Origin of the sequence: Rhizobium glycinendophyticum (assembly GCF_006443685.1) — a bacterium.
In the GTDB taxonomy this organism is placed as follows: domain Bacteria; phylum Pseudomonadota; class Alphaproteobacteria; order Rhizobiales; family Rhizobiaceae; genus Allorhizobium; species Allorhizobium glycinendophyticum.
The window spans coordinates 997,169-1,016,046 of sequence record NZ_VFYP01000001.1; the positions used below are offsets into that span (position 1 = coordinate 997,169).

Annotated in this window: 24 protein-coding genes; 14 read left to right on the plus strand and 10 right to left on the minus strand. The window is 61.8% G+C overall.

The genetic code is table 11. The features are described 5' to 3' along the window. Position 1: 1 nt before the first annotated feature. From FJQ55_RS04795 to FJQ55_RS04810, 4 genes are all read right to left on the minus strand, one after another. The gene (locus FJQ55_RS04795; protein ID WP_140826545.1) at positions 2 to 253 is read right to left on the minus strand and encodes a hypothetical protein; all 252 of its coding nucleotides are present in this window, start codon (positions 251 to 253) and stop codon (positions 2 to 4) included. 78 nt (positions 254 to 331) lie between these two features. Further along, on the minus strand, positions 332 to 763 hold the full coding sequence (locus tag FJQ55_RS04800; RefSeq protein WP_140829083.1) for a bleomycin resistance protein: 432 nt from the start codon (positions 761 to 763) through the stop codon (positions 332 to 334). Beyond that, complete coding sequence (tldD, locus tag FJQ55_RS04805; RefSeq protein WP_140826546.1) at positions 763 to 2,178, minus strand: metalloprotease TldD; 1,416 nt, start codon at positions 2,176 to 2,178, stop codon at positions 763 to 765. The genes FJQ55_RS04800 and tldD overlap by 1 nt, the downstream gene beginning before the upstream one ends. Before the next feature lie 105 nt (positions 2,179 to 2,283). Then, a complete protein-coding gene (locus FJQ55_RS04810; protein WP_140826547.1) occupies positions 2,284 to 2,817 on the minus strand; it encodes an invasion associated locus B family protein in 534 nt (177 codons plus the stop codon). 327 nt (positions 2,818 to 3,144) lie between these two features. Here FJQ55_RS04810 and coxB point away from each other — a divergent pair, with 327 nt between their 5' ends. The 10 genes from coxB (at position 3,145) to ispH (ending at position 11,193) form a co-directional block, all read left to right on the plus strand. Continuing rightward, positions 3,145 to 4,029: a cytochrome c oxidase subunit II gene (coxB, locus tag FJQ55_RS04815; RefSeq protein WP_140826548.1), complete on the plus strand. Its 885-nt coding sequence runs from the start codon at positions 3,145 to 3,147 to the stop codon at positions 4,027 to 4,029. 14 nt (positions 4,030 to 4,043) lie between these two features. Continuing rightward, a complete protein-coding gene (gene ctaD / locus FJQ55_RS04820; protein WP_140826549.1) occupies positions 4,044 to 5,711 on the plus strand; it encodes a cytochrome c oxidase subunit I in 1,668 nt (555 codons plus the stop codon). Between the two features lie 90 nt (positions 5,712 to 5,801). Then, positions 5,802 to 6,758, plus strand: a complete 957-nt coding sequence (locus FJQ55_RS04825; RefSeq protein ID WP_140826550.1) for a heme o synthase — start codon at positions 5,802 to 5,804, stop codon at positions 6,756 to 6,758. Further along, a complete protein-coding gene (locus tag FJQ55_RS23835) occupies positions 6,758 to 6,892 on the plus strand; it encodes a hypothetical protein (protein WP_140826551.1) in 135 nt (44 codons plus the stop codon). The genes FJQ55_RS04825 and FJQ55_RS23835 overlap by 1 nt, the downstream gene beginning before the upstream one ends. Positions 6,893 to 6,897: 5 nt before the next feature. Then, positions 6,898 to 7,524 (plus strand): cytochrome c oxidase assembly protein, encoded by a 627-nt coding sequence (locus tag FJQ55_RS04835; RefSeq protein ID WP_140826552.1) that lies wholly within the window; start codon positions 6,898 to 6,900, stop codon positions 7,522 to 7,524. Positions 7,525 to 7,579: 55 nt separating this feature from the next. Then, positions 7,580 to 8,458, plus strand: a complete 879-nt coding sequence (locus tag FJQ55_RS04840; RefSeq protein ID WP_140826553.1) for a cytochrome c oxidase subunit 3 — start codon at positions 7,580 to 7,582, stop codon at positions 8,456 to 8,458. Positions 8,459 to 8,615: 157 nt separating this feature from the next. Then, complete coding sequence (locus FJQ55_RS04845; protein WP_140826554.1) at positions 8,616 to 8,999, plus strand: DUF983 domain-containing protein; 384 nt, start codon at positions 8,616 to 8,618, stop codon at positions 8,997 to 8,999. Further along, complete coding sequence (locus FJQ55_RS04850; protein WP_140826555.1) at positions 8,992 to 9,744, plus strand: SURF1 family protein; 753 nt, start codon at positions 8,992 to 8,994, stop codon at positions 9,742 to 9,744. Before FJQ55_RS04845 ends, FJQ55_RS04850 begins: the two co-directional genes overlap by 8 nt. Before the next feature lie 74 nt (positions 9,745 to 9,818). Further along, complete coding sequence (locus FJQ55_RS04855; protein WP_140826556.1) at positions 9,819 to 10,184, plus strand: DUF1304 domain-containing protein; 366 nt, start codon at positions 9,819 to 9,821, stop codon at positions 10,182 to 10,184. A gap of 10 nt (positions 10,185 to 10,194) precedes the next feature. Beyond that, positions 10,195 to 11,193, plus strand: coding sequence for a 4-hydroxy-3-methylbut-2-enyl diphosphate reductase (ispH, locus tag FJQ55_RS04860; RefSeq protein WP_425467524.1), 999 nt, complete (start codon positions 10,195 to 10,197; stop codon positions 11,191 to 11,193). Positions 11,194 to 11,223: 30 nt separating this feature from the next. Here ispH and FJQ55_RS04865 read toward each other — a convergent pair whose 3' ends face one another. Beyond that, on the minus strand, positions 11,224 to 12,927 hold the full coding sequence (locus FJQ55_RS04865) for a putative bifunctional diguanylate cyclase/phosphodiesterase (RefSeq protein ID WP_246085020.1): 1,704 nt from the start codon (positions 12,925 to 12,927) through the stop codon (positions 11,224 to 11,226). Between the two features lie 209 nt (positions 12,928 to 13,136). Here FJQ55_RS04865 and FJQ55_RS04870 point away from each other — a divergent pair, with 209 nt between their 5' ends. From FJQ55_RS04870 to FJQ55_RS04880, 3 genes are all read left to right on the plus strand, one after another. Beyond that, positions 13,137 to 14,102, plus strand: coding sequence for a homoserine kinase (locus FJQ55_RS04870; protein WP_140826558.1), 966 nt, complete (start codon positions 13,137 to 13,139; stop codon positions 14,100 to 14,102). Continuing rightward, entirely contained in the window at positions 14,099 to 14,566 is a 468-nt protein-coding gene (rnhA, locus tag FJQ55_RS04875) for a ribonuclease HI (protein WP_140826559.1), read from the plus strand. Before FJQ55_RS04870 ends, rnhA begins: the two co-directional genes overlap by 4 nt. Before the next feature lie 89 nt (positions 14,567 to 14,655). Next, positions 14,656 to 15,078, plus strand: coding sequence for a type II toxin-antitoxin system RelE/ParE family toxin (locus FJQ55_RS04880; protein WP_246085021.1), 423 nt, complete (start codon positions 14,656 to 14,658; stop codon positions 15,076 to 15,078). A gap of 15 nt (positions 15,079 to 15,093) precedes the next feature. Here FJQ55_RS04880 and FJQ55_RS04885 read toward each other — a convergent pair whose 3' ends face one another. Further along, complete coding sequence (locus tag FJQ55_RS04885) at positions 15,094 to 15,411, minus strand: helix-turn-helix domain-containing protein (protein WP_140826560.1); 318 nt, start codon at positions 15,409 to 15,411, stop codon at positions 15,094 to 15,096. 166 nt (positions 15,412 to 15,577) lie between these two features. On the opposite strand from FJQ55_RS04885, the gene FJQ55_RS04890 reads away from it, so the two are divergent. Further along, entirely contained in the window at positions 15,578 to 15,886 is a 309-nt protein-coding gene (locus tag FJQ55_RS04890; RefSeq protein WP_113375649.1) for a Dabb family protein, read from the plus strand. A 57-nt stretch (positions 15,887 to 15,943) separates the two neighbouring features. Here FJQ55_RS04890 and FJQ55_RS04895 read toward each other — a convergent pair whose 3' ends face one another. From FJQ55_RS04895 to FJQ55_RS23840, 4 genes are read right to left on the minus strand one after another with little or no spacing between them, the layout of a single operon-like run. Beyond that, positions 15,944 to 16,843: a metal ABC transporter solute-binding protein, Zn/Mn family gene (locus tag FJQ55_RS04895; protein ID WP_140826561.1), complete on the minus strand. Its 900-nt coding sequence runs from the start codon at positions 16,841 to 16,843 to the stop codon at positions 15,944 to 15,946. 39 nt (positions 16,844 to 16,882) lie between these two features. Next, a complete protein-coding gene (locus FJQ55_RS04900; protein ID WP_140826562.1) occupies positions 16,883 to 17,755 on the minus strand; it encodes a metal ABC transporter permease in 873 nt (290 codons plus the stop codon). Continuing rightward, complete coding sequence (locus tag FJQ55_RS04905) at positions 17,752 to 18,507, minus strand: metal ABC transporter ATP-binding protein (RefSeq protein ID WP_246085022.1); 756 nt, start codon at positions 18,505 to 18,507, stop codon at positions 17,752 to 17,754. Before FJQ55_RS04905 ends, FJQ55_RS04900 begins: the two co-directional genes overlap by 4 nt. After that, complete coding sequence (locus FJQ55_RS23840) at positions 18,504 to 18,626, minus strand: hypothetical protein (RefSeq protein WP_281285476.1); 123 nt, start codon at positions 18,624 to 18,626, stop codon at positions 18,504 to 18,506. The genes FJQ55_RS04905 and FJQ55_RS23840 overlap by 4 nt, the downstream gene beginning before the upstream one ends. Positions 18,627 to 18,878: the final 252 nt, after the last annotated feature.

The window sequence follows — 18,878 nt, forward strand, 5'->3', positions numbered from 1 at the left end:
GCTAGCGCGGCGAATTGCGCTGGATGACGTCGTTCGGTTCGACTGCTCTGAAACTGTCCTCGCCGTCATTTATGGCATCCGCCAGCAAGTCGTGCAGGAACACGGCCGTCGCGTCGTCCGCTTCCATATCCTGGCGGATCAACTCCCCGACATAATCCTCGGCAGTCTCATAGCCGGTTTCGGCCTGCACCTTGCGGTCCACATGGGCAGCGAGGTCTTTGTCGAGCGTAATGTGGAGGCGTCTGTTTGCCATGTCTGCTCCAAGCGAAATGGACCGAAAGAGTGTCGCACAGACGCAAAGCCTTGCCAATTGGTCCAGAGACCTTTGCCGTCAGCCTTCGGCCGCGAGCTCCCGCCGACCAAGATCCTCGAACAGCCGCAGCAGATACCCGTCCGGATCCGCCACGACGAATTGCCGGTTGCCGACCTCGTGGTCATCCCGACGATACCACTTCTCTTCGAGTGGCAGGTAGAGCGCCACGCCCGCTTCGCTGAGACGATACAGGATGTCGACGACATCAGGCACCCGGATCTGCAGATTGAGCCCCCGTCCGAAGGGGCGCTCGATCGGTGCATTCTCGAGCGCAAAAGTCCGTCCGATGCCGATCTGGTCGATCATCAACTGCGCCTCGCCGAGCGTCAGGTAGCTGAAGCCTTCCTCCGGCCGCTCATAGGCGACCTCGAATCCAACAAAATCCAGATAAAAGGCCCGGCTCCTGCGCCAGTCGCTGACGCCCAGCTCCGGCACCAGCGCATTGCCGATCAAGCCTTCGTCCCGCCCACCGTGATCTGGTCCATCCTCAGATGCGGCTGGCCGACGCCGACCGGGACCCACTGGCCGGCCTTGCCGCAATTGCCGATGCCTGTGTCGAGCTTGGAATCATTGCCGATCATGGTGATGCGCTTCATCGCATCGGGACCGTTGCCGATCAGCATGGCGCCCTTCACCGGTGCGCCGATCTTGCCGTTTTCGATCAGATAGGCCTCGGTGCAGCCGAAGACGAACTTGCCGGAGGTGATGTCCACCTGGCCGCCGCCGAAGGAAACGGCATAGATGCCCTTCTTCACCGAGGCTATGATCTCTTCCGGCGTCTTGTCGCCCGAGAGCATGTAGGTGTTGGTCATGCGTGGCATGGGCTGGTGGGCGTAACCCTGGCGGCGGCCGTTGCCGGTCGCCTTCATGCCCATCAGACGGGCGTTCTGCCGGTCCTGCATATAGCCGACCAGCTTTCCGTTCTCGATCAGCACGTTATAGGCCGACGGCGTGCCTTCGTCGTCGATGGTGATCGAGCCGCGCCGGTCATTGATCGTGCCGTCGTCGACGACGGTGACGCCGGGCGCGGCAACCATTTCGCCCATCAGGCCGGCAAAGGCCGAGGTTTCCTTGCGGTTGAAGTCGCCTTCCAGCCCATGCCCGACAGCCTCGTGCAGCATAACACCCGGCCATCCATTACCGAGCACCACGTCCATCGTGCCCGCCGGCGCTTCCTGTGCTTCGAGGTTGACCAGCGCCTGACGCAGCGCCTCGTCGGCACCGAGCTGCCAGCTTTCGCTCGTCAGGAAGTCGTTGAATCCCATGCGCCCGCCGGTGCCGAAGGAACCGCTTTCCTGGCGGTCTCCCTGTCCGGTGACGACGGAGATGTTGATGCGGGTCATCGGCCGGATGTCGCGCACCCGGTGGCCGTCAGCGCGCAGGATCTCGACCACCTGCCAGCTCGCGCCGACGGTTGCCGTCACCTGCCGCACTTTCGGGTCCTTGTCGCGCAGATAGGCGTCGATCTCGGACAGAAGCTTCACCTTCTCCTCGAATGTCGGCGAACCGATCGGATTGCCGTCGCCATAGAGCTTCGAATTCGTTCGCTGCGGGGCCGCCGCATAGGAGCCGGAATGGCCGTGGGTAACCGCACCGACGGCGTCTGCGGCACGGGAAAGCGCAGCGAGTGAGAGTTCGCCGGCGTGGGCATAGCCGACGGCTTCACCGGCGACGGCCCGGAGCCCAAAGCCCTGGTCGGTATTGAACGAGCCGCCCTTCAGGCGTCCGTTGTCAAAGGTCAGCGATTCCGCCTGGGCATGCTCGACGAACAGCTCTCCGTCATCGGCACCCTTAAGCGCATCGGCGACGCGCTGGGTCAGCGTGGCGTCGTCGCAGTCGAAGAGGGAGAGAAGGTCCTGGGTCATGCGGGTCTCCTTGGAACGTGCCTCTGCATGTAGGGGGACAACGAGAAAGGGGCAAGTCCATTGGACTTGCCCCAAAACGATCATTGGGTCACGATAAGGCGAAGCTTACGGCAGGGTGTCGTAACCTTCGCCGAAGCCGGCGAGCTCGATCGGAATGCCGACGCGGTCCTGGTCGGCAGATTCGCGGAGCGCAAAGACGGCAGCCTTGCCGGCGCGCAGGATCTTCATTAGTTCCTCGTCGATCTCGACCTCTACATAACAGCCCTCGGAGAAACAGCGGGTGAAATAGGCGCGGCCGATATTGTTCCCGTCGACGAAAAGCTCCATCCCGTCCTTAAGGAGTACGCCGAGCGGCGCCAGAATGCGCAGGATCCGCGCCTTGCGGTCGGCGGTCTTCAGCACGACGACCGACAGACCCACTTCCGGTCGGTCTTCCGCAATCACGTTCTGCATCAGCGCACACTGTTCGGCCGTGGCACCCGCCGGCTTGTCGCAGATCACCGACCATGCGCCATGATTGGACCGGACGGAACCCGGCTGCTGCTGCTGGGTTTGCTGGCTCTGCGCCGGACCGGCCAGCGCACCGATCAGTACCGCAGATGCGGCAAGGCCGGACCAGACACGTCTAGAAAGCCCCATGAATACCTCTGGAAAACGAATCATCCCGGACATTCTTGTCGCCCGGGTGGGCAAATGGAAAGCCCCGGCGCCTGTTTTACGGCCGACTACGGCATAATTGGGACTGGGCATGTGCCTCTGGCGGGCATTCGGCACTGCTTCCACCACCCGTTGGGGAAAAGCCTGTGTATCCAGCGCTCTCGCAATTGATGAAGAGCAAAATGCCGCACCGGCTTTCGCCGCAGCGTATTGCGAATGCGGCTGATCTGTGATTTTAAACGGCGACACTAGCATGATTTTTGCGCTATGGTTTGATGTGGATCAAGCGCTTGTGGGAGACCAACCGTGATGAAGAGAACCTATGCAGCCTTGGCCGCACTGGCCTGTCTGCTTTTCGCTTCTGCCAGCTTCGCCGATCAGCCGAAGCCGTGGCAGATGGGTCTGCAGGATGCAGCGACCCCGGTCATGGAAATGAACCGTTGGTTTGAGCAATACACGCTCTGGTTCATCGTGCCGATCACCATCTTCGTCCTTATTCTTCTGATCCTGGTTGTAGTGAAGTTCCGCGCTTCCGCCAATCCGGTCCCCTCGAAGACCAGCCACAATACGGCGATCGAAATCGTCTGGACCGTGGCACCGGTTCTCATCCTCTTTGCAATCGCAATCCCGTCTTTCAACCTGCTGACCTATCAGCTGAAGATGCCGGAAAATCCTGACCTGACAGTCAAGGCGACCGCTACCCAGTGGCTTTGGTCCTATGAATATCAGGGCGACCAGGCCGTGTCCTTCGACAGCTACATGTTGAAGGATGGCGATCGCGCTGCGGCGGGCAAGGAAGACGTTGCGCGTTACCCGCGTCTCCTCGCCGTGGACAACGAAGTCGTTGTTCCCGTCGGCAAGACGGTCCGCATGCTTGTCACGGCTGCCCCGACCGACGTTATTCACGCTTTCGCCATGCCCGCCTTCGGTATCAAGATCGACGCCATTCCGGGCCGTCTGAACGAGACCTGGTTCAAGGCTGAGCGCGAAGGCTTGTACTACGGTCAGTGTTCGGAGTTGTGCGGCAAGGATCACTCCTTCATGCCGATCGCCATTCGTGTCGTGTCCGAGGAGCAGTATTCGACCTGGCTCCAGGCTGCGGCGTCTGACCTTGCTGGCGCCAACAAGGCGCTGATGGCTGCTGTCGACGGGGCTCCGGCCGCTGTCCAGAGCGCCGAAAACATCACGAACTGAGAGGAGTGAGGACAATGGCCGGTTCTGTTGCCCACGACGACCACGCGAACGACGCGCATCATGACCATAAGCCGGGCTTTGCTGCTCGCTGGTTGTTTTCGACCAACCACAAGGACATCGGCACGCTCTACCTGATTTTCGCGATCATCGCGGGTATCATCGGCGGCGCGTTGTCGGTAGCCATGCGCATGGAGCTCCAGGAGCCCGGTATCCAGATCTTCCACGGCCTGGCTTCCATGGTCTACGGCGCCGAAGGCGATTCCGCCATCGATGCCGGCAAGCATATGTATAACGTATTCACCACGGCGCACGCGCTCATCATGATCTTCTTCATGGTCATGCCGGCGCTGATCGGCGGTTTCGCCAACTGGATGATCCCGATCATGATCGGCGCTCCGGATATGGCTTTCCCGCGCCTCAACAACATCTCCTTCTGGCTGATCGTCCCGGCCTTCCTGCTGCTCGTGCTCTCGATGTTCGTCGAAGGCCCGGCAGGCGCCCACGGCGTCGGCGGCGGCTGGACGATGTATCCGCCGCTCGCGACCTCCGGCCAGCCTGGACCCGCAGTCGATCTTGCAATCTTCGCGCTCCACGTTTCGGGTGCGTCTTCGATCCTCGGTGCGATCAACTTCATCACCACAATTCTCAACATGCGCGCTCCGGGCATGACGATCCACAAGATGCCGCTGTTTGCCTGGGCCGTTCTGGTCACGGCCTTCCTGCTGCTTTTGTCGCTCCCGGTTCTCGCCGGCGGCATCACCATGCTGCTGACCGACCGCAACTTCGGCACGACCTTCTTCGCGCCGGAAGGCGGCGGTGATCCGATCCTCTACCAGCACCTGTTCTGGTTCTTCGGTCACCCGGAAGTCTACATCCTGATCCTGCCCGGCTTCGGCATCATCAGCCACATCATCTCGACCTTCTCGAAGAAGCCGGTCTTCGGCTACCTCGGCATGGCCTACGCCATGGTCGGCATCGGCGCCGTCGGCTTCGTCGTCTGGGCGCACCACATGTACACGGTCGGCCTGTCGCTCGCCGCCCAGCGTTACTTCCTCTTCGCAACCATGGTCATCGCGGTGCCGACCGGCATCAAGATCTTCTCCTGGATCGCAACGATGTGGGGTGGCTCGCTGACCTTCAAGACCCCGATGGTCTGGGCGATCGGCTTCATCTTCCTCTTCACCGTCGGCGGCGTCACGGGCGTTCAGCTCGCCAATGCCGGCCTCGACCGCTCGCTGCATGACACCTACTACGTCGTGGCTCACTTCCACTACGTTCTGTCGCTCGGTGCCGTCTTCGCCATCTTCGCCGGCTGGTACTACTGGTTCCCGAAGATGACCGGCTACATGTACAACGAGTTCGTCGGCAAGCTGCACTTCTGGATCATGTTCGTTGGCGTCAACATGGTCTTCTTCCCGCAGCACTTCCTCGGCCTCGCCGGCATGCCGCGCCGCTACATCGACTATCCGGATGCTTATGCCGGCTGGAACTATGTTTCGTCGATCGGCTCTTACATCTCAGCCTTTGCAGTGCTCGTCTTCCTCTACGGTGTCTTCGAAGCCTTCGCCAAGAAGCGCGTCGCAGGTGACAATCCGTGGGGCGAGGGTGCGACCACCCTGGAATGGCAGCTGTCTTCGCCGCCGCCGTACCACCAGTGGGAACAGCTCCCGAAGATCAAGTAAGCAGATCTTCGAGGCCACCAGACAGTCGGGCGCCGCAGTCAAAGGGATTGCGGCGCCCGAAAGATCAGACGGAAGACGGAAAGCAACAGAATGACAGTCATCGACAATCGCGACGTATTCGGCATCGAGGGCGAAATCCGCCTGTCCGAAGCCGGCCCGCGCGATTTCTTCGCGCTTCTGAAGCCGCGCGTCATGTCGCTCGTCGTCTTTACGGCGCTTGCAGGCCTCGTGCTGGCGCCAGGTTCCATCAATCCGGTCATCGGCTTCATCGCCATCCTGTGCATCGCGGTCGGGGCAGGGGCCTCGGGTGCCCTCAACATGTGGTACGATGCCGATATCGACGCGATCATGTCGCGCACGGCAACCCGCCCGGTGCCGGCGGGCCGTGTCACCCCGCATGAAGCCTTGGCCTTTGGCCTCGTGCTCTCGGTCTTTTCGGTCAGCATTCTCGGCCTTGCCGTCAACTGGTTCGCCGCCGGCCTGCTCGCCTTCACCATCTTCTTCTACGCCGTCGTCTATACGATGTGGCTCAAGCGCTCGACCCCGCAGAACATCGTCATTGGCGGTGCGGCCGGCGCCTTCCCGCCCATGGTCGGCTGGGCCTGTGTCACCGGCGGCGTCTCGCTCGACAGCTTCATCCTCTTCATGATCATCTTCCTCTGGACACCGGCCCATTTCTGGGCGCTGGCGCTGTTCAAGATGAAGGAATATGGCGCCGTCGGCGTCCCCATGATGCCGAATGTCGCCGGTGTCGCGTCGACCAAGCGCCAGATCACCGTCTATGCCGTTCTGACCGCAATCACCGGCGTGCTGCCGACCGTCACCGGTCTCTCCTCGATCGGCTACGGCCTTGTCGCCGCCCTGCTCGGCGCCGTCTTCATCCACTGTTCCATCGCCGTCTGGCGTATGCCCGACGGCGATGAGAAGATGGTGCCGGCGAAGAAGCTTTTCGGCTATTCGATCTTCTATCTCTTCGCGATCTTTTCGGCCCTGATGGTCGATCTCTATGTCGCGCCCGCAATCCTGTCTCTCGGAGGTGCCGCCTGATGGAGACCATCGAGCTCAATGACGTCCAGAAGAAGTCCCGCCGCGGCCGCAACATCGCGCTCGGCGTGGTTCTGGCGCTTCTTGTCGTCATCTTCTACGTCGTGACGATCATCAAGATCAGCAAGATGGGCTGACGGACATGACCGACGCACCGCTGAACCAGACCCCGAAGACCACCGAACGCCGCGCCAGCCGGCGCGATTTCGGCGTGGCAACGGCCTGTGTGGTGTTTGTCGGCGCCATGGTTGGCATGAGCTATGCCGCCGTCCCGCTTTACCAGATGTTCTGCAAGGTCACCGGCTATGGTGGCACCACGCAGCGCGTCGAGCAGATGTCGGATGTGGTTCTGGACAAGACGATCAACGTCACGTTCGACGCCAATGTCTCTGATGGCCTGAACTGGGATTTCAAGCCGCTCGACAAGAAGGTCACGCCGAAGATCGGCGAAACGGTCCAGATCCGTTACGTTGCGACCAATCATTCGGCCGAGCCGGTAACCGGCGAGGCCGTGTTCAACGTCTCTCCAGGCGAAGCCGGCGCCTATTTCAACAAGGTCCAGTGCTTCTGCTTTACCAAGACCACGTTGCAGCCGGGCGAAACACTGGAAATGCCTGTTGTCTTCTTCGTCGATCCCGCCATCGTAGATGCGGAAGAGACCAAGGACATCGGAACGATAACCCTTTCCTACACCTTCTATCCGCGCGAGGATGACAAGCCCGTGGCAGCGCTGGAAGCGGGAGAGGGCAAGGAACAGCCGAAACTGTGAGAGGGGTCCGGTAAGCCGGGTCTCGTAATGAAATTGACATTCGGGGATTGCTGAAATGGCCGAAGCGCACCAGAAGAACCACGACTACCACATTATCGATCCGAGCCCCTGGCCGATCCTGGCCTCGATCGGTGCCTTCCTCCTGACCTTCGGCGGCGTTGGCTACATGCGTTACCTGCATGGCGGCTCGTTCAAGCTTTTCGGTCTTGAGCTCGCCCATCCGTGGCTGTTCTTCATCGGGCTGGCCATCGTGCTCTTCACCATGTTCGCCTGGTGGGCAGACACGATCCGGGAAGCCCATGCCGGCGCCCACACCCGCGTCGTATCGCTGCACCTGCGCTATGGCATGATCATGTTCATCGCTTCGGAAGTGATGTTCTTCGTCGCCTGGTTCTGGGCCTTCTTCGACGCCAGCCTTTTCGCCAACGAGGCGATCCAGGCAAGCCGCGTTGAGTTCACAGGTGGCACCTGGCCGCCGAAGGGTATCGAGGTTGTCGATCCCTGGCACCTGCCGCTCTACAACACCGTGATCCTGCTGCTCTCGGGCACCTGCGTCACCTGGGCTCACCACGCGCTGCTGCACAACGACCGCAAGGGCGTCGTCTCCGGCCTGGTTCTGACGGTCCTGCTCGGCATCCTGTTCTCGTCGGTCCAGGCCTACGAATACATGCACGCCCCGTTTGACTTCAAGAACTCGATCTACGGCGCGACCTTCTTCATGGCCACCGGCTTCCACGGCTTCCACGTTCTGGTTGGCACGATCTTCCTGATCGTCTGCCTGTTCCGTGCGCTTGCCGGTCACTTCACGCCGAAGCAGCATTTCGGCTTTGAAGCCGCCGCCTGGTACTGGCACTTCGTTGACGTCGTCTGGCTCTTCCTCTTCTTCGCCATTTATATCTGGGGCGATTGGGGTGCACCGCTGCACGCCGGCTGATCAGGGCCAAAAGCATCGAAGGGCGGCGCAAGCCGCCCTTTTTCGTTCTCTTCCCTTCGCCTGCGGCGCGCCCTGCGACCTTGCGGGCACTGGGATGGAACACCGGCCTGCACTAAGGGTTGGCCTACGGCTGGAATATCCCGAAGGAGGGACTGAAATGACCGACGACAACGCACAATACGCCCCCGTAGACCCGATGAAGGCGGCACTCTCCGCCTCCTGCCCGCGCTGTGGCAACGGCAAACTCTTTGATGGGCTGACCAAGCCGAAGCAGCGTTGCGCCTCGTGCGGCCTCGACTATTCCTTCATCGATGCTGGCGACGGTCCGGCGATCTTCGTCATCCTGCTCGCCGACCTCCTGGTCGTCGGGTTTGCCGTCTGGGTAGAGCTCACCTATCAGCCCTCCGTGTGGCTGCACATCCTCGTCTTCGCCCCCCTCGGCGTCGGACTGACGCTCTGGCTGATGCGCACGCTGAAAGCCCTGCTGATCGCTCTGCAATACCGCCACAACGCCGCCCCGGGGGTTATCGACCGTGGTTGAACAGACTGACGCAGTGGGCAAGACGAGCCGCGGCTGGCGCTTCTGGGCCGGTCTCGTGCTGGTCCCGCTCGCCATCGCCATCTTGCTGTCGCTCGGCACATGGCAGGTCAATCGCCTGCATTGGAAGGAAAGCCTGCTCACCGCGATCGACGAACGTAGCCATGCTCCGGCCATCGACGTATCGGAGATCGCGGCGCGTCTGGCGGCCGGCGAGGAGATCGACTACCGCCACGCCACGGCCAGCGGGCGCTTCCTGCACGACAAGGAACGCCATTTCCTCGCGACCTTCGACGGTCAATCCGGCTTCTATCTCTACACGCCCCTCGAACTGGCCGATGGTCGCTTCCTCTTCGTCAACAGGGGCTTCGTCCCCTATGACCGCAAGGATGCCCAGACCCGGCCCGAAAGCCTGGTTGAGGGGCAGCAGACAGTGACCGGCCTTGCCCGGGCACGCCTCAATGAGAAACCTTCCTCGCTGGTGCCTGACAATAACGAGGCCACCAACATCTTCTACTGGAAGGACCTGACCCGCATGGCCGCCTCGACCGGCCTGCCGGAAGATCGCGTCCTGCCCTTCTTCCTCGACGCCGATGCGACCCCTGTTCCGGGCGGACTGCCGAAGGGCGGGGTCACGCAGGTCGATCTGCCGAACAGCCACCTGCAATATGCCATCACCTGGTATGGCCTCGCCTTCGCTCTGGCCGCCGTCACGATTGCAGGCCTCTTCCGCCGCAGAACGCCGTAGAGGCGCGCCGCGATATCGGCTAGATAACGCTCCACGCGCAGCCTGAATCGCGGCTGCCTCATTGGAGGAACCGCATGTCCTATCTCGCCTCGACGCTGGTTGCGCTCATCGCACTGGAGCACATCTACATCCTGGTGCTGGAAATGTTCCTCTGGACAGCGCCGACCGGCCGCCGCGCCTTCGGCCTGAAGCCGGAACAGGCCGAAGCGACCAAGGTCATGGCCGCCAACCAAGGTCTCTACAATGGTTTCCTAGCTGCCGGCCTGATATGGGGCCTGCTCCATCCCGATCTCGCCGTCGGCTATCAAATCCAGTTGTTTTTCCTTGGCTGTGTGCTGGTCGCGGGCCTATATGGGGGTGCAACGGCCTCGCGGAAGATCTTCGTCATCCAGGCGCTTCCTGCGGCCATCGCCATCCTCGCTGTCCTGATTGCCGGCTGACCCTATGAATATGCACATGAACCGCCCCCCACTGACGATCAGGCTTTGCGGCCCGCGCGGTTTCTGCGCCGGTGTTGACCGCGCCATCCAGATCGTCGTTCTGGCGCTGAAGCGCTATGGGGCACCGGTTTATGTGCGTCACGAAATCGTCCACAACAGGTATGTCGTCGAGGGCCTGGAAGCGAAGGGCGCAATCTTTGTCGAGGAACTCGACGAAATTCCCGCCGAGCATCGCCAGCAGCCGGTCGTCTTCTCCGCCCACGGCGTGCCGAAATCGGTGCCCGAGGACGCGACAAGCAGAAACCTCTTTTATCTCGACGCCACCTGTCCGCTGGTCTCCAAGGTTCACAAGCAGGCCATGCGTCACCAGCGCTTGGGGCGCCATGTCATCCTCATCGGCCATGCCGGCCATCCGGAAGTGATCGGCACCATGGGCCAATTGCCGGAAGGCTCGGTCTCGCTCGTTGAAACCGTCGAGGACGCCGCCGCCTACACGCCCGCCGACGCCGACAATCTCGGCTACGTCACGCAGACCACGCTGTCGGTGGATGATACGGCCGGTGTCATTGCCAAGCTGATGGAGCGTTTCCCGAACCTGACGGCACCGTCGGCCGACAGCATCTGCTACGCCACTACCAACCGCCAGGAAGCGGTGAAGGCGGCAGCCCCCGGTTGTGACCTTTTCATCGTCGTCGGTGCGCCCAACTCGTCGAACTCCAAACGTCTCGTCGAAGTGGCGCTGAGGGCAGGGGCCACCCGCTCCCTGCTGGTCCAGCGGGCCTCCGAGATCGACTGGGACGATGTCGGCGAAATCGGCACGCTCGGCATCTCCGCCGGCGCGTCCGCCCCGGAAGTCATCGTCGATGAAATCATCGAGGCCTTCCGCCACCGTTTCGACGCCAAGGTCGAGCTTGCGATCACGGCGGAGGAAAACGAGCACTTCCTCGTCAACCGCGAACTGCGTGATGTGGAATTGACGCGCGCGGACATGGCCTGGGTGAATGGTTAGGTCGTGGTGTCGTCCTAAGCCTCGAAGACGTCAGAGGGCTCGTGCTGCGCGCAGGCCGCCCGCTGTCTGGACCTGACGGAAGAAGTTGAGCGCATCCTGCGCCGGCATCGGCCGACCATAAAGGTAACCCTGGCCTTGCCCGCATCCCATGGCCAGCAAAACCGCGGCCTGTGCTTCCGTCTCGATTCCCTCGGCAACGGTATCGAGCCCCATCTCCCGACTCATCGCCACCAGAGCCCGCGTGATGGCGGCATCCGAGGCCGAGGTCTGGATGTCGCGGATGAAGCCTCGGTCTATCTTGAGCGTGGTCAGCGGATAGCGCTGCAGCGAGGAGAGCGAGGCATAGCCCGTTCCGAAGTCGTCGAAGGCGACACCGACGCCGATGTCGCGGATGCATTTCAGCGTCTGCAGGCTCGCCTCGTCGTCGTTGAGCGTGACCTCCTCGGTGACTTCGAGCTCGAGCCACGACGGCGCAATGCCGTGTCGCTGCACCGCTTCCATGACCCGCTCGCGCAAATGAGGCGAGCGGAACTGTTGTGCAAAGAGATTGACTGCCACCTTGCAGCCCTCGCCACGGCCATTCAGTTTGTGAGCCATCCGGCAGGCCTCGTCGAGCGTCCACCAGCCGATCTCGCTGGCGAGCGCGCTCTGCTCGAGGGAGGGCAGGAAACGGCCCGGCAGAAGCAGCCCGTGCTGCGGATGGTTCCAGCGGATGAGCGCCTCGAAGCCGACGACCCGACGCGAGGAAAGCTCCACCTGCGGCTGATAATAGAGTTCCAGCTCCCCCTGACGCATGGCGCGGCGTAGGTCGTCCCGCATGTCGCGCTTGGCTTGGCTTTCGCTGCGCATCGAGGGTTCGAAGAAGCGATAGCCGCGACCGCCGGCGGCCTTGGCGCGGTAGAGCGCGAAGTCCGCCGACGCGAGAAGCTCGTCGCCGTCTTCGCCATGCAACGGTGCAATGGCAATCCCGATGCTCACTCCCAGTTCCAGCTCCAGCCCACCCAGGCTGAACGGTTTGCGAAAGGCATCGAGGATCGCGGAGGCGTCCTTCTGTGCCGAGAGCGGATCTCCGCTATCCGCGTAGAGCACGGCAAACTCGTCTCCGCCGAGACGGCCGACCGTAGCCCTGTCGCCGAGCAGATAAGGAATGCGCACCGCAACAGCCTGCAGGAGGCTGTCGCCCACGACGTGACCATGCGCATCGTTGACCTCCTTGAAGCCGTCCAGGTCCATCAGGAAGAGGCTGCAGGGCGCGCCGGCGGCGAGTTTTTGCGCCAGATGCGTCGTGAATTCATGCCGGTTCGGCAAGCCCGTCAACGTGTCATGAGAGGCAAGCCGCATCAGCTTGGCATCTCGCTCTCGCCGCTCCGAAATGTCCTTGATGGCGGCGCCGGCCCAAAAGCCGCTCTCGGTCTTCCAAGTCGACAGAGTGATCTCGATCGGAAATTCGCTCCCGTCGCTCTTCAACGCCGAAACTTCCACCGCTTTGCCGCCGAGGCCCGGTTTGGCACCGGCGGCAACATTGCTCATGCCGACGGTATGGGCCCCGCGCATGCGTTCCGGAATGATGATGGTAATCGGCCGTCCTCTGATGTCGTCGAAATCGTAACCGAACATGCAGCAGAACGCGGGATTGGCGAACTGTATGTGTCCCTCACCGTCGACGACGATAAGCGCAAGGTTCATCGCCGCGGCGAAATCATGCGCCATGCGGACGCTGGAAACGGGATCCATCACGTCACTCCGGTTGTTTTGCGAGGCGAGACTAAATCAACAACATTAGTGATGGGTAAAATTTTAAACCTGAAAACATGCCTACGACGCCGCGAGAGGTGCGGGCATGAGCCCCATTTCCTGTGCTCCATGTCGTTCCGGGGCTGGCATGGATGCGGCGCCCGTTATAGGACTCGGAGCCATTCCCGAAGCGGCACGGAATCTCACCTGTGGCAGTCTATACCGATATCAACGAACACGACCTCAAGTCCTTCCTGGCGCAGTACGATGCCGGGGAACTGCTGTCCTACAAGGGCATTGCCGAAGGCGTCGAGAACACCAATTTCCTGCTGCACACAACCAAGCAGCCGCTGATCCTGACGCTCTATGAGAAGCGCGTCGATCGAAACGATCTGCCTTTCTTCCTCGGCCTGATGCATCACCTGTCTGAGCGCGGTCTGTCCTGCCCGCTGCCTTTGCCGCGCAAGGACGGCGAACTTTTGGGTGAACTATCCGGCCGTCCGGCTGCCCTCATCTCCTTCCTCGAAGGCATGTGGCTGCGCAAACCGGAGGCGCAGCATTGCCGCGAAGTCGGCAAGGCTCTGGCCGGCATGCATGTGGCAGGCGAAGGTTTCGAGCTGACGCGCCCCAATGCCCTGTCGCTCGAGGGCTGGCAGACGCTCTGGGCAAAGTCGGAGGCGCGTGCCGACGAGGTCGAGGCAGGTCTCGAAGACGAGATTGGCGCCGAGCTCGATTTCCTCGCCGCCCACTGGCCTGGGGATCTGCCCGCCGGCGTCATCCATGCCGACCTCTTCCCCGACAACGTCTTCTTCCTCGGCGATGACCTATCGGGCCTGATCGACTTCTATTTCGCCTGCAACGACTTCCTCGTCTACGATCTGTCGATCTGCCTGAATGCTTGGTGCTTCGAGAAGGACGGGTCCTACAACATCACCAAGGGCAAGGCGATGATCGAGGGATATCTCTCGGTGCGCCCGCTCTCCGCTGATGAGATCGCAGCCCTTCCGGTGCTCTGCCGTGGCTCGGCTTTGCGCTTCTTCCTGACGCGCCTCTATGACTGGCTGACGACGCCGGAAGGGGCGCTGGTGGTCAAGAAGGATCCGCTCGAATATCTGAAGAAGCTGCGCTTCCACCGCGCCGTGACCAATGCCTCGGAATACGGACTGATTTCATGAAACATGTCGACATCTTCACCGACGGTGCCTGCTCGGGCAATCCCGGCCCCGGTGGTTGGGGCGCCGTGCTCCGCTACGGCGACGTCGAGAAGGAGCTGTGCGGCGGTGAGGCCAATACCACCAACAACCGCATGGAGCTGCTCGCCGCCATCAGCGCGCTGAATGCGCTCAAGGACACCTGCGAAGTCGATCTCTACACCGACAGCAAATACGTCATGGACGGCATCTCCAAGTGGATCTTCGGCTGGAAGAAAAACGGCTGGAAGACCGCCGACAAGAAGCCGGTGAAGAACGGCGAAATCTGGCAGGCGCTCGATGCCGCCAACCAGCGCCACAAGGTCAAATGGCACTGGGTCAAGGGCCATGCGGGTCATCCCGAGAACGAACGCGCCGACGAACTCGCCCGCAAGGGCATGGAGCCGTTCAAGATCTCCAATTTCGGCAAGTCGCTCCTGGTGAAGTGAGCGAGTTGGACGACCACTGATCCCCGGATTTGCACGGGTATAACCAGCCTAGCCGCTACGGTATGATGCCCCTTGCGGATGCGGGGACCGTGGAAAATTGCCGCCATTCGCGAGACAGGGAGATGTCCGTTTGGCGGGTGGCGGGTATGGCGATCAGGACAATCAGATACGTCAACAATGCCGCCAAGAAAGCGGTTCAAAAACTGCCGCAAGCCATTGCCATCGACTTTCTCAACGATCTGAACTTCGTGGCTGCAGGCAAGGATCCGCGCTCACCGTTCAAGCACTTGCCCGAACTCGGTGCAGGTGTGATCGAGTTGATTGAGAACGGTTCACCCGCCTATCGGCTGGTCTACTGTGCCAAGTTTCTAGACACGGTCTTCGTGCTTCACGCGTTCACGAAGACAACGAACGGCGTGGACAAGAAGGCGATGGCCACGGTGAAGGAACGCTACAAGGAGATGATGGCGATCATCCGCGACGAGGAAAAGCGGGGCAGAGCGAAACGATGATCCGCATGAGCATCCTCAAGCCGCTGCCGGCTCCACCGAGCAAATCACCCGGTGTTCGCCGTCAACCGACGGGCGCAGACGGTAGCCGAGCTTGGCCAGATATCCAATCAGCCGATCCGAGGAAAACAGGCTGATCTTGCCACGCAGCAATTCGCTCACGCGAGGCTGGGGAATGTCGAGCGCCTCGGCAATCTCAGACTGCTTCCAGCCCTTGTGCTCGATGATGTCGATCAGCGTCATCATCAGATCCGAACGGAATTGCAAGTCCGCAGCAAGCGACGTGTCTTCCGTGATCGACTCGAAGATGTTGCTGTAGGTAAGCTTTTCCGACATGTGTCCGCACCAGTTTATACTGATTTCGGTATAAACTGGTCTCTATTCGGAAGAATGTCAAGATTGACGGAGGAGTGAGCGACCCTCACCGCACGGTGCGCGCGCCCTTGCCCTTTCCCCCATTACCCCTATGCTCGCCTCAAAACGAAACATCCGGGAGACATCCATGATCCAGCACTGCGTGTTCCTGCGCTTCAAGGCCGCTGTCCAGGAGGCCGAGAAGCAGGCGATCTATGCCGCGATCGCGGAACTGAAAGATGTCGTGCCCGGCATGCTGGAGGTGAAGTCGGGCCCGAATGTCTCGCCCGAGGGCCTGAGCGGCGGTTATAACGACGGCTTCATCGTCACCTTCGAGGACGAACTGGTCCGCGACTACTATCTGAAGCACCCGCAACACGTCGCCGTCGGCGAACGCATCGTACACGCGACCGATGGTGGCCTCGCCGGCATCCTGGTCTTCGACCTCGCCCATTGACGAAAAGCCCTCCCGGCTAGGGGAGGGCCCATCGACCATCAGTCGTATCGTTTGCGATCAGCTCGATTTCGCCATGGCGGCCGAGAGCTGGTCGACATTGTAGCGGAACATCTGCTCATAGGTCGGCGCCGGGCCGTCCTTCTCCGACAGCGATTCGACGTAAAGCTCCCCGCCCGACTGCGCCCCGGTCGCACCGGCGATCTGCTCGACCAGGCGCGGATCGTTGGAGTTCTCCAGGAAATAGGTCTTCACATGCTCCGTCTTGATCTGCTCGATCAGTTGGGCGACGTCGGCGGCCGACGCTTCCGTCTCGGTCGATAGCCCGAGCGGCGACAGGAAGGTCACGCCATATTCCCGGCCGAGATAGCCGAAGGCGTCGTGGCTGGTCAGGATCTTGCGGCTGGCCTCCGGAACCGCATCGAACTTTTCATGCGCATAGGCATCCAGAGTGTCGAGCTTGTCCTTGTAGGCTTTGGCATTGGCTGCGAAATCCGCCGCGTCGTCAGGATCGGCCTTCGCAAGGGCTGCCGCGATATTGTCGACCCAGACCTTCACATTGACGGGGCTGTTCCAGACATGCGGATCGGTCACGGTCTCACCGTCCTCTTCCATGCTGCGGAGCGTAATCCCGTCGGACACGACCACCGGCTTGCCTTCATAACCCGAGGCCGAGATGAGCCGTTCCATCCAGCCTTCCAGGCCCTCGCCGCTGATGAAGGTGACCTTGGCCGCCTTCAACGCCTTGGCATCTGATGGAGATGGCTCGAATTCATGCGGGTCGCCATTCGGCCCGACCAGGCTGGACACCTCGACATGATCGCCGCCCACCTGCGCCACGACATCGGCGAGCACGGTGAAGGAGGCAACCACCTTGACCGGTTCGCCGGCCAGCGCCGTGGAACCGTAAAGCGACGCGATCAGGGGGAGGGCGGAGAGAAGGGAGAGCTTGCGGATCATCGGACACTCCTTGGTGTGCGGTTGGAAAAGCGGCAGTCGTCAGGCCTTGAGATGCGGCAGGCGCAGGAAGCGGCGGGCGATGCCCATCGGGGCGATGAGGATCGACAGGCCGTAGAGAATGGCGGCGGTCAGGATGATCGTCGGGCCGGAGGCGAGTTCGAGGTGGAAGGAGGCGATCAGGCCGACATAGCTGGAAACGATCGCCGTCACTGCGGAGACCGCCAACATGCCCGGCAAAGTCCGCGCCCAGAGCTGCGCCACCGCCGCCGGCAGCATCATCAACCCCACCGCCATCAGCGTGCCCAGCGCCTGGAAGCTGGCGACGAGGTTGATGACCACGAGCAGCAGGAAGGCAAAGTGATAGAGGGAGCCACGGCCGCCGACGGCCCGCAGGAAGCCGGGATCGAGGCATTCCAGCACCAGCGGCCGATAGATCAGCGCCAGCGCCACAAGCGTTAGCGTGCTGATCGCGCCGATCTGCGTTAGCGCCGGCGCGTCGATGGCGAGGATCGTGCCGAACAGCACATGCAGGAGATCGATATTGGAGCCGCGCAGCGAGACGATCAGCACCCCGAGTGCGAGCGACGCCAGATAGAAACTGGCAAAGCTCGCATCCTCCTGCAGCACCGTGGAGCGGCTGACGAGGCCGGAGAGAACGGCGACTGAAAGGCCGGCAACCAGCCCGCCAATGCCCATGGCCGTCAGCGACAGCGAACCGGCGACCAGATAGCCGATGGCAGCACCGGGCAGCACTGCATGGCTCATCGCATCGCCCATCAGGCTCATCCGCCGCAAGAGCAGGAACACCCCAATCGGCCCGGCGCTGAAGCCGAGGCAGACGGCCGCCATCAAGGCGCGGCGCATGAAGCCGTAATCGGCAAAGGGCGCAATCAGCAGGTCGAAGGCGCTCATGCCGCCGTCCTCCCGAGCTTGCCGTCCGGCTGACAGACCTCTGCATCCTCGTCCCAGCGCTCGGCCATGCTGCGCATCGAAAGCAGATTGGCCGGTGTCAGAACGTCCCCGGTCGCACCCCAGCCGATCAGTTCGCGTGCCAGAAGCAGCGTCTCGGGAAAGTGGCTGCGCACTTGCTCGAGGTCATGCAGCACTGCGATGACGGTGCGGCCCGCGCCATGCCAGCCCGCAACGAGATCGATCAGGTCGCGGGTGGTGCGGGCGTCGATGGCGGTGAAGGGTTCGTCGAGCAGGATCACCTGCGCGTCCTGCAGCAGCAGCCGCGCAAACAGCACGCGCTGGAACTGCCCGGCCGACAGCGAGCCGATCTCGCGCCGCTCGAATCCCTCGAGCCCGACAGTCGAAAGTGCTTCGCGCGCTCTGTCCGTCTCTTCCCGGCCTGTACGCCCGAACGCGCCCACCCGCCGCCAGGCACCGAGCATGACGGTGTCGAGCACGCTGATCGGAAAGCGTCGGTTGATCTCGACTGCCTGCGGCAGATAACCGAAGTCATGCGCGGTGAGAGCATGTTCTATGCGGCCCTCGGAAGGGCGGATTTCACCCATGATCGCCTTCAGCAGCGTGGATTTTCCTGCCCCGTTCGGTCCGGCCACCGCCGTCAGGCTACCCTTGCGGATCACGCCAGAGAGATGGTGCACGGCCGGATGCCGTCGATAGGTCAGCGTCAGGTTGTCGATGCGGATCAGGCTCATGGCAGTGCGACAGCCCATTGAACGCCGACCCAGATCAACGCGACCAGCAGGAGCACAAAACACAGGCGGGCGAGAGCCGAGCGGGCGAGAAGGCTCGGGAGAAAGGCAGGATCGTCCATCAGCTTCCTGTGATTAATGTAATAACATTACAAAAGCCAAGGGCGCTCAAATTGTGGCGAAATCAAGGTGGCCGCTTGGGTGGTGCATTGGAGCAGCGGAGTGTGAAAAGCGTCTTGCCCGTGCTTCAGCGGCATCGGGCGCCAATGTTGTCTTATCGTCTACCAGATCCAGTGGGAAATTTGTCGCATTGGAGATCGCTTTCCTCTGCCTTGCCAGGCATCTTCCCCTCGAGGGGGGGAGATCGGAAGACA